Raw genomic sequence first — 12,328 nt, 5'->3', positions numbered from 1 at the left:
ATCATCGATCTTCCGAACCTGCACACGTTCCGCCACGAGATCATTGTGGCCGTCCGACGCCGCCCGGAGCAGCAAACCGAGCGACACTTCACGACAGGGCGAACGTTGCCTGATGCGGCACTACTGATCTTTCCGTTAGTTGGGTGGGGTTGGTGGGTGGATGGTGAGGCCGGTGTGGGTGAGGAAGGACCAGGGCAGTTGCGGGTTGTCGTTGATGCGACGGATACCTTGTTCGGTGGCATCGGCGACATCGGCGAGGTGATCGCCGGCGAGGTTGGCGAGCTCGCGTTTCTTCAGCGAGGACCACAGCAGTTCCACCGGGTTCAACTCAGGTGCGTAGGCGGGTAGTCGCTCCAGGGTCAGCCAGTCCTGCTCGGCGACCCAGGCCCGCATGTCCCGGCTCCAGTGAACCGACAGCCCGTCCCACACCAACACCACCCGCTCGCCGCGGTAGAACACCTTCATCTGCTCCAGGACCTCAATGAGGCCGGCGGTGCCGTAGCTGCCGGGCTTGAGGTGGAAGCACAACCGAGGACCTCGATCGGGGTCGGTGGAGTGGTAGCCCAGGGCCCCGGCCATCGAAGCGCGTTTCCAGTTCAGCCGGTGCCGCAGGAGAGGTGTGCGGCCGCGGGGTGCATAGGTGCGGCGGACCTGCGGCAGCAGCGACACTCCTGATTCGTCGAGAAAGACGATCCAGGCACGTGTGTTCACCGCCCCTTTTTGATCCGCGGCCACTCATGAGCGATCCAGCGGGCGATCTCCGACTCCTTCCTCTCCACCGCCCGCCGCTCAGGGCGTTGCAGACTCCACCCGAGCCGGCCGGTCAGCAACCGCCACACCGACGCCCGCGACAGGACTACTCCGGTCGCCCGCTCGATGACCAGGCCGACCCGCTCCAGCGTCCACAGATCAGCCTCGAACCCATGCGCCTGAGCGCCTTGCTCCAGCGCGGTCCGCACCTGCTCAACCTGGGCATCGTCCAGCTTGGGCGGACGACCGGTGGCCGGACGCCGACGCAAGGCGTCAGCGCCGCCCTCCTCCCAGACCCGTTTCCACCGCCGCACACTTTCCTCGCTGACCCCCAGCATCCGAGCGATCTCGGCACCCGAACGCCCCTGATCGAACAACTCAGCCGCCCGCACCCGCCGGGCCTCGGCCAACTGCGGCCGCGTCAAAGGGGGAACGACAGGCCCGGAACCGAAAGACGAAGGCTTGAAAGACACGAGCCCAGGGTCCCACCGACGAGCCCGCCACACCCACAGAACTAACGAAAATATCAGTAAGCGGAAACGGTGCCCGGCCGTTCCCCAGCCCGCCCCCGCACGCCGGGTCCGGGCTGGTCGACGGGCCGCTGGAACAACACCTCACACGACACCCTGGGTCAGTGCGAACCCTCACGCGGGAACGGTGCCAGCGGCTTCTCCACCAGCCCGGACCTACCGCTCCTGGCGCTCCGCCGGGGACGGCTTCCGGTGCCGGCCGCGCCTCTCGCCCAGGACTGGCGGGCGGTCCCACTCGGCGGGCTTCTCCTCAACCGGCGGGACCGGGAACAGCAGGGCCTTGGCGGCAGCCAGGTTCTCGACGAGACCGACGGCCTCCCACTCCGTACCGGTCCACCTCTGGATCACCCGGGGCGCGTCCGGCTCGACGTGTGCCCCTCGGTGCGGCCCGTCTCCGAGTGGCAGCCCGGCCACGAGGAGGAGACCACTCCGGCTTCCGTTCTCGCCATCGTCGACTACAAGAAGCAGCTCGGAGTGGAGTTGTAGCCCTTACGGCCAGTGGCCGTAAGGGCTACACCCGACTACGACGACGTCTCCTTCTCCTTCTCGTCGTCGTCAATCTGTGTGCCCTTCCACGCGGACCGCACTGTCCGCAGGGCATGGATGGCCCGCACCATCCGTTGCGCAAGTCCTGCAATCGCGTCGAAAGCCTGCTGCAGAATCAAGACAACGCCTGCAATGGCTCCGACTGCGGCCAGGACCCAGCCCCCATCCATTACGGGGCCCTCCCTCTTCTCGGTACCCCCGAGGCACAAGCGCCGTCGGGGCGTTCGAGGTGTCTCGCCGTTGCGTGGCGAGTTGGAAGGGAGGTCGTAGTGAAGATGGGCGGCCCACGCGGCTGGGGGCCGTGTGCGCAGACCAAAAGTAGTAGCCCGGACACTCTGTGTCAATGGTACGGGGGGTGGTGAATGGCTCAAATGTCCCTCACCCCCGAGGAGATCGACCTCCTGGACTCGTCCTTCATCGGCCTCATCTGGCAGAAGGACGTCTTCGGGCGCTGGATCTTGCCAGGCAAGACGTTCGGCTGGCAGATCGCTGGCTGGTGCGCCGAGTTTCTGAGAGCGGAAGACGGCGGACCGTGACGGTTCACGCGCGAGCAGCTCCGCTTCGTGCTCTGGTGGTACGCGGTCAACGACACCGCCCGCTTCATCTACCGCAAGGGCGTGCTCCAGAGGCTTAAAGAGCGGGCGCCGCGAAGGCACCCCGCGCGGAGACGGGGTGCCTTCGCCCGGGTCCGCCTGCGGGCGGATGCGACGCAAGCGTGCCGCACCCGCATGCTGCCCCTTCGTCCCGCCCCCCTTCCCGGGTCGGCGGTCTCCTGGCCGCTGCCCGGCCACGAACGGAGCAACCATGCAGACCGAGATCGAGACCGACATCATCGACGCCCTCGACTCCTGGGAGCAGCACTGGAGCGACACCCAGGATGCCGCCCTCCTCGCACTGAAGACCGCGTTCCCTACCCTTGTGGAGCACCCGCGGTTCGTCGGCTGCGACCACCCGCGCCTGGAGTACAAGGAGGGTGGGAACGACGGGTTCGACGGGCGGGTGTGTCTCGACGAGAGCCGGGCGATCATCGAGTTCAACCAGGTGCCCAACGAGGTGATCGCGCGGGCCGTCGACGAGGTCGGTTTCCCGTACCTGGATTGTGCCGACGGTCCGCTCTCCGGGGCGCCGTCCGGCACGTACACCTACGAGTGCGAGGTGGCGTCCTCGCAGTTCGAGTTCACCCTTGCCCCCAGGGGAAGGGGAAGGTGAACATCTGGGGCGCCACGATCCCGGACGCCGTGGAGGTCCTGGACGCGCTCCGCCGGGCCTTCGACGAGCAGGGCTCCGAGGCGCGGCGACAGTAGCGGGAGGCTGCCCTGCGGTCCGCCGCCATGTATCGCTTCAACTACCGAAAGCTGCCCGGTGTTGCCATCTCTTCGCAGATCGTGACGTGTGAGGGCATCACGAGCTGGTCCTGGGACATCCTCGTCACCGGCGTGCCTGTCCGCTTCAACGTCCTGTTCGTCCTGATGAGCCACGCTGCCTTCTACGGGCCCGTCGCGGGACGGCCGCATGGCCTGTGGAAGCGGGTCCTACGGGCGGTCGTCGCTGGCCAGGGGCTGACCTACCGGGCGTACTGCCCGGCCATGCGGCCTGCCGTCCGCGGGATCGAGCTGTGCGTGCCGCGCCACAGCCGCGCGGTGAGCTACGCGATGCCCGCTGGTGATCGTGCGTTCCTCGACCACGCCGCTGGGCGGTGCGCGGCGTGCGAGTCGTCCGGCCGGGGTTCCACGGAGGCCGCGACGTAAGACAGAGGTGTCCTCCACCCTTCCGTCGCCCGGCCGCTTCCCCTCGGGCCGCACCTTGCGGTCCGGCGGCCGGGCAGGACGGAGGTCCAGTCGTGGCCCGACGACGTACCGGCCCCACGGACGCAGTTCGTGATCTTGTCTACCAGCGGGACGGCGGGCGCTGCGTCCGCTGCGGCTCCCTGCACCGGCTGACGGTCCACCACCGGGTCAATCGGGGCATGGGCGGCGCCCGCGAGTCCTTCGTCAACCAGGCTCACAACCTGCTGCTGGCGTGCGAGCTGTGCAACGGCTGGTTCGAGGACAACCCCAAGGCGTCGTACGAGGCCGGGTGGAAGGTCAGGCGCCCGCAGCTCCCCGACGAGGCCACGGTCCGCTACGCCGACGGGCGGGTGTACCGGCTCACCCCGGAGGGCGCCCGCGTCCTGGTCGTGGGAGCGGCCCGGTGAAGCGGAGCGCTGCGGGGTTCGTCGACTTCGGCCGGTGGACGGCCGGCTCCTGGACCACGGCCAAGCCCGGCATCTGGGTCGCGGTCGGCTACACCTACAGCCGCAACGAGCGGCCGTACGGCATCTGCGGGCCCGTGGTCACGATCGGCCGCCGCACCTGGACGGTGTTCCCCGTGTGCTCCCGCGCCGAGTACAGGGCCCGGCGCCAGAAGTCCCGGGCGCTCCGGCTGGGGCGCGGCTGGCTGGGGCGGCGATGAGGCGGCTGGCCGGGCTCGGTGTGCTGCGCCGCGGGACCGTCCCGCGCATGGCGGTCGGTCGGATCGCGCTCACCGACACCCCGAACTCGCGCGATCCAGGTACGTCGGGTGATGTCGAAGGTCCGCTGTTCTTGTTCGGTCGGTTCGGGTTTGCCCTGCTCAGGAGGGGCAGGCGGCATTCGCTGTGACAGCGATCACCTTCCGCTGTAATATCTCGGCGTTCGTCAGGAATGGGGTTGCCCCAGCCTTCGCCGGCACCCGCACGGTGCCCGATCACGGAGGCCAGTCATGCCCGCTGTGCACCACACGCTCGAGATCCCCAGGCACAAGGAGCTGCGCGCCGAGGCCGCGCAGAAGGTCGCGACCGAGCTGGGCAAGATCGCCGGGCCCGCCGACCGGTTCAAGAGGGCCTGCGAGATCGTGCAGCAGGCTGACCTGGAGATCGCCGCGCACGTCGAGGACCGCAACGCAGCCGCCCTGTCCTTGTGGTTCTACGACGGCGTCCGCGGCCTGGACAAGGTCCTGGGCATCCTCCCCAACGCCTACTCCGAGATGCGTCGCATCGCCCTGCGCGGTGACAAGCGGGCGCAGATCAACCCCGGTGGTGACCTCCAGGCCCGCATGAGCGCCGAGGAGCGGATCGAAGCCGCGAAGAAGGCCGGCGTACCCCGCTGGGACTTCGACGAGGCCGCGGACCGGCTGCCGTCCCTGGCCGCCACGGTGTCGGTCGCCACCGCCCGCAGGAAGGCCGCGATGCCGTTCTTGCAGGACGCCGCCCTCGTGCTCACCGAGCCCCCGTACGACTGGTCCACGGACCGCATCGCCAAGCTGGGCAACGTCACCTCGAAGTACGTGCGTGACGTGAAGAACACGGCAGCCAAGCGCCGCGGCCACTGACCCCGCCGAGTCCTCGACCCGGCCCCGAGCAGCACCGGGGCCAGGTTTTCAGTCGCCGGTGACCGGGGCCTGAAAATCCGGCGCCGGTGAACCCGGCTTCCGGTGGTCCGGGTCCCGGTAGGTCAGGCGCCTTTAGTAAAAACATCAAGTAGTTACGGTGCCTTCGCTGCGCTCAGGCACCGTCGACATGCGGTGGCCTGGCCTCACCGAGCCTGAGCGGCCTGCCGCGAGCGCCCCCTGAACTAACTCCGCCATCAGCCAGCTCTCCCAACTCTTCACAATCTCGCCGAGATTGGCTTACTGTCATGACAGTTGGCTTTCTCATCGAGAGGGAATCTTGTGCCGGACAATGAGGTGCCGCGCGTCCTGCGGCTGACGTTCGAGTTCACGGTGCCGAAGGGGCTCCGTGTGAACATCCGCAACACCCGCCGGATGGCTGCCGTGAAGGCGCTCGTGGCGGCGATGGAAGCTCTGGGCGCGCGGGAGTTCCCGTGGGCGCAGACGATGACTGTTCGGCACGAGTGGATGTACGCCTGGCACGACGAAACAGAGGAACGGGAAATGCCCCCGTCCCAGCAGAACGGCGGGCTCGCCGCCATCCGCCAAGCTGCCCCCGAGACCGACGAAGGGGACGGGCCGTGGACCCTTGCCCAGTTGCAGCGCCTCGGGGCGAAGGAACTACGGGACATCTACAGCGACGTGGGTCTCGGCCGGGCGGAGATCGAGGACGACCCGGAGGCTCACGCGTTCATCGCCCTCTACGCGCCCGACGAAGAAAACTAGAGTCCGTCTTCAAAGATCATCGGGTGGTGGATCATGGCGGGGTGATACGCCGCCACGAACTCACCGACCAGGAGTGGGAGTTGCTCGCTCCGCTGATACCGCGGGCCGCGACGGGACGGCCTCGCGTGCCAGACCGCCAGGTCATCAACGGGATAGTCTACAAGATCCGTACCGGGATCTCGTGGCGTGACCTGCCCGAACGCTACGGGACTTGGCAGACGGTCTACACCCGCTTCCGCCGCTACGCGATCGACGGCGTGTTCACCCGGGCCCTGCAGCAGATCCAGGCCCGGGCGGACGCCGCCGGGGACATCGACTGGCTGGTCCAGATCGACTCCACCATCGTCCGCGCCCACCAGCACGCCGCCGCCACCGGCCGAAAAGGGGGATCCACCGGCAGGACGAACCGGACGATCACGCCCTCGGCCGATCCCGAGGCGGACTGACCACCAAGGTCCACCTTGCCAGCGACGGCAAGGGGCGGCCTCTTGCCGTACTCATCACGCCGGGCCAGCGTCACGACAGCGTCTGTGCACGGACCCTGCTGGAGCGGATTCGCGTTCCTCGCACATGCCTTGGCCGGCCACGCTGCCGCCCCGACCATGTGATCGCGGACAAGGCATACAGCTCCCGTGGATTCCGCGGTTACCTGCGGCAACGCGGAATCGCGCACACGATTCCCGAGAAGGACGACCAGCGCAAGCACCGCCGCAACCGCGGCCGGCGAGGCGGCCGACCGCCAGGCTTCGACCACGAGACCTACCGCCGTCGCAACGCCGTCGAACGGTGCTTCAACCGCCTCAAGGGCTTCCGGGGCATTGCCACCAGATACGACAAGACCGCCACCTCCTACGAGGCAACGGTCAGTCTGGCGTCGCTCTTGCTCTGGGCAAGATCACTTTGAAGACGGACCCTAGCCTTCCTCGCGATCGGACCCGCCCTCGCCATCAGCACCATGACCGCGCTCCGCCTCTACGACCTGCCGCTCGGCGTCGACCTGGCCGTACAGGTCGGGTACTACACGCGCCGAGCGAGCGTCCTGGCCGCGGCCCTGTGGCTGTGCATGCTGGCGCGCGGGAAGCCCCTCGCCGTCCGCGTGCCGACCGTGCTGCTCGCCGGTACGGCGTGCGCGCTCGACGCGGGCGAGTTCGGCACCCTCGGGTGGGTGCTGCGCAACATCACGGTCGCGGTGCTGCTCACCCTCGTGGCGGTCGCGGTCGCGGACCGACACGGGGTGAACCCGGCGCGGCTGTGGACCGGCACGCGCCGGACCGGCCGCGCGCGGGGCGACTGGGCAGGAGCTGCTGTAGCCCTCGCCGTCGTCGTCACCAGCATGATCGTCAGCGACCTGCGCGCCATGGACCCGGCTCAGGGCGCGGCCCAACAGTCTCAGGGCGAGTTGCTCGGCTGGTACACCCACTGGCTGAAGATCGCGAACGTGCTCTACAGCGGGCAGTCGAGGACGTCGTCATGGTGGCCGCGGTGGGGTGCCTCCTCGCCACGGCGGGCCGGCCGGCCTGGGAGATGTACGCGCTCAGCGTGCTGCTCCGGGTCGTAGGACACGGGTACGTCGGCTGGCCGGCCGTCGGGTACGTGCTGGTCGCCGTCGTCAGCGTCGCGGTGTACCGGCGCACCGGCCACCTGGCCGCCATCCTCGTCGGGCACATCGCCGCCGACCTCGCCCTGCCCTTCCTGCCCAGCGCCACGCTCATCACGGTCCTGCTGATCGTCCTGGCCCTGACCCTGGCCGTCGCGTCGACACCAGCCGACGATCACCACCGGGGGAAGGGGAAGGCGTCGTGACGCAGATGACTTCGATTCCGGAGTCGTACTGGAATCGTCCAGCCATCGCTCGGATCGATGACTACCTCCGGGGCGGCGTGGAGAACCAGCAGAACGACCGAGAGCTGGCCTGGAGGCTACTGCGCTCGGCACCGTGGCTCACGCACATGCTGACGGTCAACGTCCGGCACCGTCGTCGTGTCGTCCGCCGCCTCGCGCGTGACCTCGGCATCGCCCAGTTCATCGACCTGGGCTGCGGAATGCCGCCCCAACGGACCCGGCGGTGCTACGAGCCGGAAGAGTCCGTGTACACGGCCGCGCACGCCGTGCGCGAGGGGCCCCGCGTCGTGTACGTCGACAACGACCCGGTGGTGTACGCGCACACCCGCACGTGGCTGGACGAGCACGAGACGACCGCGGCCGTCCTGGGTGACATCCGCGAGATCGACACGCTGCTCGACCACCCCGACATCGCGGGTCTGGACCGCGGTGCGCCCATCGCCGTCCTCCTCCACGACCTCCTGCCGTGGGTGGACGACGCCGCGGCTCACCGGGTGATGGCCGCGCTGCGCACGTGGCTACCGCCGGGCAGCGCCCTCTCCCTCACCCACGCCACCGTCGACTCGGCGCCCGAGGCGATGAAGGAGCTCGTCGACCACTACACCGCCGCCGGCATCCACTACCAGCCGCGTTCCCTCGAAGAGATCACCACCCTGCTCGACGGGTGGGAACTCCTGCCACCGGGCATCGTCCCGACCGGCCAATGGCCGGCCCCCGACGGAGTTCAGTCCCTCCTCGGGAAGCACTCACACGCCTACGCCGTCGTGATCACCAACAAGGCCGTGTGACGACAGACCACCACCTGAACCCTCTACTCAAGGACGACGTCCGCGCGCTCGTGCTGCGCGGCTACCGCCCCACCGACCGTAAGGAGAATCACCATGCCGCAGTGCCCATTCGGCTGCGCCCCCATGGAGCCCACCGGCTCTGGCTGGACCTGCCCCCGCTGCCAGACCACCACCACCCACAGTCCCGCCCCGGCGGACTGACCAAGACCCCGCCCCCCGCCCAACGCTCAGGGCTAAGGTCCCGGTAAAGGCTCGGGCGGGGGGCGGCTTCCAACACCGCTCGACTCCCCCACGCGTCCATCCAGCACCTTCCTGACGGAGGTCCGACGTGTCCACCTTCCTCAACCCGCCCTCGCAGGCGCCGGTCGACTTGACCGCCCTCGCGAGCTTCGCGGCCTTGCGGGGCCAGTTACGCGTGTCGCTCACCCCGCAGTGCAACATCGGCTGCCGCTTCTGCCACAACGAGAGCGACGTGCCTCCACCTCTCCTGCGCCTCGACCGAAGCCGGCAGCCTCGACGGCGGGAGCTCGACGCGCACGGAATGCTCACCATGATCAGCGCGATGCTGGATACCGGGTTGAGGCGCGTGTACTTCACCGGCGGTGAACCGCTCATCTCGCCCCTGGCCAAGCCCGTGCTGTCCGAACTGCCGGACGCCGGGCCCGACGGCTCGTACACGCTGATCACCAACGGCACACGCGTCCGGGCGAACCGGAGCTGGCTGGAGCACACGCGCCTGGACAAGGTGAAGGTCTCGCTGCACTACTTCTCCGACGCCTCCCTGTACGAGATCGCGCAGACGAAGGTCGGCATCGCCGCGGTGCTGGACGGCGTCGACGCCGCCAGGGAGATGGGGCTCCAGGTGGAGCTGAACTGCCTGCTGCTGACGGAGAACGCCCACGAGGTCCGCCGCATCCTGGACTACGCGCTGGAACACCGGCTGCCTGTGCAGTTCATCGAGCTGGTGGACACCGACTTCAACAACGGCATGACCGGATCCGCGCTCTCCGCAGACGGCATCATCAGCCACCTGCGCACCCTGACCGCCGACGAGCACACCGAGGTCGCCGGGGTTGGGCAGGGCCGTCGGGTCTTCCGGGTCGACGGTGTCGAGATTGACGTGATCCACCGGGACCTCGGCCGCTACCACGTCGGTCAGTGCGGTACCTGCCCCCGGCGTTCCTCCTGCGTGGAGGGGTTTTGGGCCCTGCGCGTCGACCACGCCGGCGGCGTGCAGCCCTGCCTTCTCCGCGACGACCTCCGCATCAAGATCAACGACCTGCTGGACGACCCCACGGCCCTCGCCCACGCCGTCGCCCACCACATCGACGCCTTCACCCAGGGGACGCTGTGACCACGACACCCGGCCCGTACCAGCCCTTGTACCACGACGGCCCCCGCCACCCCTTCATCGTCCTGGAGGGCGTCTCTGGCATCGGCAAGTCGACCCTCGCCCGCGCCCTGACCAACCAGCTCGGCGCCTCCTCCCTCCACACCCTGCCCCGGCCCCACGACACCTGGTCCAAGACGGTGAACAACGGACTGCGCCCGCTCCCGCAGTTCGCGTTCTACCTCTCCGGCGCGCTGCACGCCTCCGACCGGATCCGCGAATGCCGGGCCATCGGGCCGGTCGCCGCCGACCGCTACGTCTCCTCGGTCATCGCCTGCCACGCCGCCGTACACGGAGTTCCGGTCGAAGCGGTACGGGAGCTGCTGGACCCCTTCCGCCACTACCTGGTGGCACCCGACGTCACGTTCTACCTGCGGTGCTCGGAAGCCACACTGCGCGTGCGCCTGGGCACGAAGACGGACCTGAAGCAGGACGACACCGACCTGCTGGCCATGCCGGACCGGCTCGCCAGGCTGGTGGCGAACTTCGACCGCGTCGCCGCCGCGGACCCCAGCGCGGTCATCCTCGACACCGACAACCGCAGCCCGGACGACCTCGCCCACGCCATCCGCCACCACATCAAGGAGAGGTGAGGGATGCTGAACCCCATCGACACCGCCGCAGTGATCCGCGACGGCGGCGCCGTCGGCCGGTTCCCCGACGACCTGCACACAAGCGTCGGATGGTGGCTGGGCGCCTGCCACGTCGTCACCCAGAAGACCCGCACCCTGGCCGTGGCCCACAACGACCACCCCATCGCCGCCCGCTTCGCCGCGTCCTTCTGCCAGGGGGCCACCAACGCCGAGCACTACGCCTGCCTGGTCCGCGACGTCGGCCACCAGCCCGAGGAAGCGCTCCAGCACCTGCTGGCAACCGACCAGACCCCCGGCGCCTACCTCTCCGCCGAAGGCGACCCCACGACCTGCCTGATCCGCATCACCCTGTATGACCGCAACGCCGTCCCCTTGACCGATGAGTCCGGCCTCGCAGAGGTTCGCCGGCGTATCGCCGAGGACCGCGTGCCCATCCCCGTCAACACCCAGGCGAAGGGCAGCATCATCCGAGAGGGAGGAAGGGCATGATCGACGCCGCCGACATCATCCGGACCGGTAGCAACATCCTCTTCGTCACGCTGGACTCGCTGCGCTACGACGTGGCGCGCGACGCCCTCGACAGCGGCCACACCCCGCACCTCGCCGACCTGCTGCCCGAGGGCGGGTGGGAGCGCCGCCAGACGCCCGGGTCCTTCACGCTGCCGGCCCACGTGGCGTTCTTCTCCGGCTTCCTGCCCAAACTGCCCCAGCCGCAGCAACCGCCGCGCCTGTGGGAGTGCCGCCCGCCGGCCTTCAAGACGCCCGACCCCGGCACGTTCGTCTTCGAGGCCGCCACCCTCCTTCAGGGCCTGGCCCAGCACGGCTACCGGAGCGTCTGCATCGGAGGGGTGACCTACTTCTCCCGCGAGACACCCCTCGGGTCGGTCCTGCCGAGCATGTTCGACGAGGACCACTGGGAGCCGAGGTTCTGCTCTCCCGACTCGGACTCCACCCGCCACCAGGTCGACCGCGCGCTCGCCGTCGCCGACCGCTACTCCTCCCGGCCGCTGTTCCTGTTCGTCAACGTGTCGGCCACGCACGTCCCCCACGGCCACTACCTGGGCGACAGCACCGACACCCGGGCCTCCCAGCAGGCCGCGCTCGCCTACGCCGACGCACACCTGGCGCACCTGATCACCAGTCTGGCCAGCCGCGGCCGATGGCTGATCATCATGTGCGCCGACCACGGTGACGCCTACGGCGACGACGGCTTCCACGGCCGGGGCATCGCCCATCCAGCCGTCATGAACATCCCGTTCACGACCATGGTCCGCGGATGACGACTACGCTCGCGCACCATGAGCACCTCTACACCCAGCAGTGCCGGGCCGGACGCCTCGATCATCGTCGCCCGCGACGACCAGGGCCTCGTCGCCCTGCTGAGCGCTGACTTCCCCCGCCACGGCGGCGAATACCTCTTCCTGCCGGGCGGCCGACAGGAAGCAGGCGAGACCCCGCAGGAGTGCGCCGAGCGCGAGCTGAAGGAGGAGGCGGGCATCACCGCCTCCTCCTGGCGCTCCCTGGGCCCCTACGCCATCACCCTGAACTCCACGGCGCGCATCCACCTCTTCGAGGCCACCGACCTCGTCCTCGGCCCTCAGCAGCTCACCCCCAGCGAAGTCGACTTCAAGCTGTCCTGGTGGCCCCTGGACGAGGCCGTCGACGCTGCTGCGGCCGGTCGCTTCCTCCTCCCAGCCGGCCCTCTCGCGCTCATGCTCGCGCAACGGTGACCCCCGACTACATGAGGGAAAACGCTCT

At 69.0% G+C, this 12,328-nt stretch carries 19 protein-coding genes; 16 read left to right on the top strand and 3 right to left on the bottom strand.

Annotated elements, in window-relative coordinates; translation table 11 throughout:
- Positions 1-135 precede the first annotated feature (135 nt).
- From AC07D6_RS28915 to AC07D6_RS28905, 3 genes are all read right to left on the bottom strand, one after another.
- A complete protein-coding gene (locus tag AC07D6_RS28915) occupies positions 136-711 on the bottom strand; it encodes an IS630 family transposase (protein WP_479049234.1) in 576 nt (191 codons plus the stop codon).
- The gene (locus AC07D6_RS28910; protein WP_479049232.1) at positions 708-1,223 is read right to left on the bottom strand and encodes an IS630 family transposase; all 516 of its coding nucleotides are present in this window, start codon (positions 1,221-1,223) and stop codon (positions 708-710) included. The genes AC07D6_RS28915 and AC07D6_RS28910 overlap by 4 nt, the downstream gene beginning before the upstream one ends.
- Before the next feature lie 213 nt (positions 1,224-1,436).
- Positions 1,437-1,628 carry a DUF6087 family protein gene (locus AC07D6_RS28905; RefSeq protein WP_479049230.1) on the bottom strand — a complete coding sequence of 64 codons (192 nt, stop codon included), beginning with the start codon at positions 1,626-1,628 and terminating at the stop codon, positions 1,437-1,439.
- 560 nt (positions 1,629-2,188) lie between these two features.
- Between AC07D6_RS28905 and AC07D6_RS28900 the strand changes: the two genes are divergently transcribed.
- The 16 genes from AC07D6_RS28900 (at position 2,189) to AC07D6_RS28825 (ending at position 12,300) form a co-directional block, all read left to right on the top strand.
- The gene (locus AC07D6_RS28900) at positions 2,189-2,362 is read left to right on the top strand and encodes a hypothetical protein (RefSeq protein WP_479049228.1); all 174 of its coding nucleotides are present in this window, start codon (positions 2,189-2,191) and stop codon (positions 2,360-2,362) included.
- Positions 2,363-2,630: 268 nt separating this feature from the next.
- The gene (locus AC07D6_RS28895; protein ID WP_479049226.1) at positions 2,631-3,035 is read left to right on the top strand and encodes a hypothetical protein; all 405 of its coding nucleotides are present in this window, start codon (positions 2,631-2,633) and stop codon (positions 3,033-3,035) included.
- A gap of 122 nt (positions 3,036-3,157) precedes the next feature.
- Positions 3,158-3,574, top strand: a complete 417-nt coding sequence (locus tag AC07D6_RS28890) for a hypothetical protein (protein WP_479049224.1) — start codon at positions 3,158-3,160, stop codon at positions 3,572-3,574.
- Between the two features lie 92 nt (positions 3,575-3,666).
- Positions 3,667-4,020 carry an HNH endonuclease gene (locus AC07D6_RS28885; protein ID WP_479049222.1) on the top strand — a complete coding sequence of 118 codons (354 nt, stop codon included), beginning with the start codon at positions 3,667-3,669 and terminating at the stop codon, positions 4,018-4,020.
- Entirely contained in the window at positions 4,017-4,277 is a 261-nt protein-coding gene (locus AC07D6_RS28880; RefSeq protein WP_479049220.1) for a hypothetical protein, read from the top strand. The genes AC07D6_RS28885 and AC07D6_RS28880 overlap by 4 nt, the downstream gene beginning before the upstream one ends.
- Before the next feature lie 288 nt (positions 4,278-4,565).
- Positions 4,566-5,174, top strand: a complete 609-nt coding sequence (locus AC07D6_RS28875; protein WP_479049218.1) for a hypothetical protein — start codon at positions 4,566-4,568, stop codon at positions 5,172-5,174.
- A gap of 339 nt (positions 5,175-5,513) precedes the next feature.
- Positions 5,514-5,957 (top strand): hypothetical protein, encoded by a 444-nt coding sequence (locus tag AC07D6_RS28870; RefSeq protein WP_479049217.1) that lies wholly within the window; start codon positions 5,514-5,516, stop codon positions 5,955-5,957.
- A 44-nt stretch (positions 5,958-6,001) separates the two neighbouring features.
- Positions 6,002-6,861, top strand: a protein-coding gene (locus AC07D6_RS28865; RefSeq protein ID WP_479049290.1) for an IS5 family transposase whose coding sequence is annotated in 2 segments (ribosomal slippage) — positions 6,002-6,368 and positions 6,368-6,861 — 861 coding nt in all. Because the reading frame shifts where the segments join, the coding sequence is not laid out codon by codon here.
- Between the two features lie 51 nt (positions 6,862-6,912).
- Positions 6,913-7,515 (top strand): hypothetical protein, encoded by a 603-nt coding sequence (locus AC07D6_RS28860; RefSeq protein WP_479049215.1) that lies wholly within the window; start codon positions 6,913-6,915, stop codon positions 7,513-7,515.
- Entirely contained in the window at positions 7,497-7,760 is a 264-nt protein-coding gene (locus AC07D6_RS28855) for a hypothetical protein (RefSeq protein ID WP_479049213.1), read from the top strand. Before AC07D6_RS28860 ends, AC07D6_RS28855 begins: the two co-directional genes overlap by 19 nt.
- A gap of 5 nt (positions 7,761-7,765) precedes the next feature.
- Positions 7,766-8,587 carry an SAM-dependent methyltransferase gene (locus AC07D6_RS28850; protein ID WP_479049288.1) on the top strand — a complete coding sequence of 274 codons (822 nt, stop codon included), beginning with the start codon at positions 7,766-7,768 and terminating at the stop codon, positions 8,585-8,587.
- A 328-nt stretch (positions 8,588-8,915) separates the two neighbouring features.
- Positions 8,916-9,941 (top strand): radical SAM protein, encoded by a 1,026-nt coding sequence (locus AC07D6_RS28845; RefSeq protein ID WP_479049211.1) that lies wholly within the window; start codon positions 8,916-8,918, stop codon positions 9,939-9,941.
- Entirely contained in the window at positions 9,938-10,570 is a 633-nt protein-coding gene (locus tag AC07D6_RS28840) for a dTMP kinase (protein ID WP_479049210.1), read from the top strand. Before AC07D6_RS28845 ends, AC07D6_RS28840 begins: the two co-directional genes overlap by 4 nt.
- Before the next feature lie 3 nt (positions 10,571-10,573).
- Positions 10,574-11,059 carry a hypothetical protein gene (locus tag AC07D6_RS28835; RefSeq protein WP_479049208.1) on the top strand — a complete coding sequence of 162 codons (486 nt, stop codon included), beginning with the start codon at positions 10,574-10,576 and terminating at the stop codon, positions 11,057-11,059.
- Positions 11,056-11,850, top strand: a complete 795-nt coding sequence (locus AC07D6_RS28830) for an STM4013/SEN3800 family hydrolase (RefSeq protein ID WP_479049206.1) — start codon at positions 11,056-11,058, stop codon at positions 11,848-11,850. Before AC07D6_RS28835 ends, AC07D6_RS28830 begins: the two co-directional genes overlap by 4 nt.
- A gap of 18 nt (positions 11,851-11,868) precedes the next feature.
- Complete coding sequence (locus tag AC07D6_RS28825) at positions 11,869-12,300, top strand: NUDIX domain-containing protein (protein ID WP_479049204.1); 432 nt, start codon at positions 11,869-11,871, stop codon at positions 12,298-12,300.
- The last annotated feature ends 28 nt before the right edge of the window (positions 12,301-12,328 follow it).

Source organism: Streptomyces sp. NPDC045287 (assembly GCF_056432325.1).
This window is presented reverse-complemented; position numbering and strand designations above follow the sequence as displayed.